The sequence below is a fragment of the Mesorhizobium sp. M1409 genome, from assembly GCF_040317535.1.
Taxonomy (GTDB): Bacteria; Pseudomonadota; Alphaproteobacteria; order Rhizobiales; family Rhizobiaceae; genus Mesorhizobium.
Genome location: NZ_JAMYKV010000139.1, coordinates 1 through 1,734, shown reverse-complemented (window position 1 = coordinate 1,734; position 1,734 = coordinate 1). Strand labels below are relative to the sequence as shown.

Below are 1,734 nucleotides of genomic sequence, written 5' to 3'. Positions count from 1 at the left end.
GGCCAGAAGATCTCCGACCGCGTCGCCGAAATGCGCACGCTGCCGAAAGGCATCGACCAGGGGGGGGGGGCGCGGCCCCCCCCCCCGCCCCCCCCCCCCCCCCCGACCATCCGGCCAATTTCGGCCGGCTCTGCTCCAAGGGTTCGGCACTGGCCGAGACCATCGACCTCGATGGCAGGCTGCTTCATCCGGAGATCCATGGCCGCCGCGCCGGCTGGGACGAGGCGCTCGACCTCGTCGCCTCGACCTTCTCGCAAACCATCGCCGAGCACGGCCCCGATTCGGTTGCCTTCTATGTCTCCGGCCAGTTGCTGACCGAGGACTACTATGTCGCCAACAAGCTGATGAAAGGTTTTATCGGCTCGGCCAACATCGACACCAATTCGCGCCTGTGCATGGCCTCCTCGGTCGCCGGCCATCGCCGTGCCTTCGGCGCCGATACGGTGCCGGGAACCTATGAGGATCTGGAGCTTTCCGACCTCATCGTGCTGGTCGGCTCCAACCTCGCCTGGTGCCATCCAGTGCTCTACCAGCGCATCGCGGCGGCCCGGGAAAAGCGGCCGGAGATGAAGATCGTGCTGATCGATCCGCGTCGCACGATGACCGCCGACATCGCCGACATGCACCTGGCGATCGCGCCGGATGGCGACGTTGCCCTGTTCACCGGCTTGCTCGCCTATCTCGGCCAGCACAATGCGCTCGACCGCGCCTATATCACGGCGCACACAACCGGCTTCGGGCAAGCGCTTTTCGCCGCCTCCGCGCTCGACCTTGCCGGCACCGCCGCCGCCACGGGCCTGAGCGAGGACGAGCTTGGCCGATTCTACGGCCTGTTCGCCGCGACCGCGAAAACCGTGACGGTTTACAGCCAGGGCGTGAATCAGTCGTCTTCAGGCACCGACAAGGTCAACGCCATCATCAACTGCCATCTGGCCACCGGCCGCATCGGCAAGCCGGGGGCAGGGCCGTTTTCGGTGACCGGCCAGCCGAATGCCATGGGCGGTCGCGAGGTCGGCGGCATGGCCAACATGCTGGCCGCTCACATGGAGATCGAAAACCCGGAACATCGTGACCGCGTGCAGCGATTCTGGAATGCACCGACCATTGCCCAAAAGCCCGGCCTGAAGGCGGTCGAGATGTTCCAGGCGCTGGCCGATGGGCGCATCAAGGCGCTATGGATCATGGCCACCAACCCGGTCGATTCAATGCCGGACGCCGACGCCGTCGAAGCGGCGATCATGGCGTGCCCATTCGTCGTGGTGTCGGACGTGCTGTCCCAGACCGACACCGTGCGCCACGCCCATGTCCGGCTGCCCGCCGCCGCCTGGGGCGAGAAGGACGGCACCGTCACCAATTCCGAGCGCCGCATCTCGCGCCAGCGCGCTTTTCTGCCGGTGCCCGGCGAGGCTAGGCCCGACTGGCGGATTGTTGCCGAGGTGGGCAAAAGGATGGGCTTTGGCGAGGCGTTTTCCTATGCGGCGCCGGCGGAGGTGTTTGCCGAGCATGCCGCGCTGTCGGGTTTTGAAAATGATGGTGCGCGGGATTTCGACATTGGCGCTTATGTCGGGGTTGATGCGGAGGGGTATGAGGCGCTTGAGCCGTTCCAGTGGCCAGCGCCGAGCCAAGGCACCCCCCTCTGGCCTGCCGGCCATCTCCCCCGCAAGGGGCAGGGCTGTCCGGGGAAAGTTTTGAGTGAATCGAAATGCCGCATGTGCATGCCCCGTAAAACGGGGT

The 1,734-nt window shown here is 66.0% G+C and carries 1 protein-coding gene; it reads left to right on the top strand.

Features of this window, described 5'->3' with window-relative positions:
- On the top strand, nucleotides 1–1,734 hold a 1,734-nt coding region (locus NKG99_RS35690), incomplete at both ends, for a molybdopterin-dependent oxidoreductase (protein ID WP_352874156.1).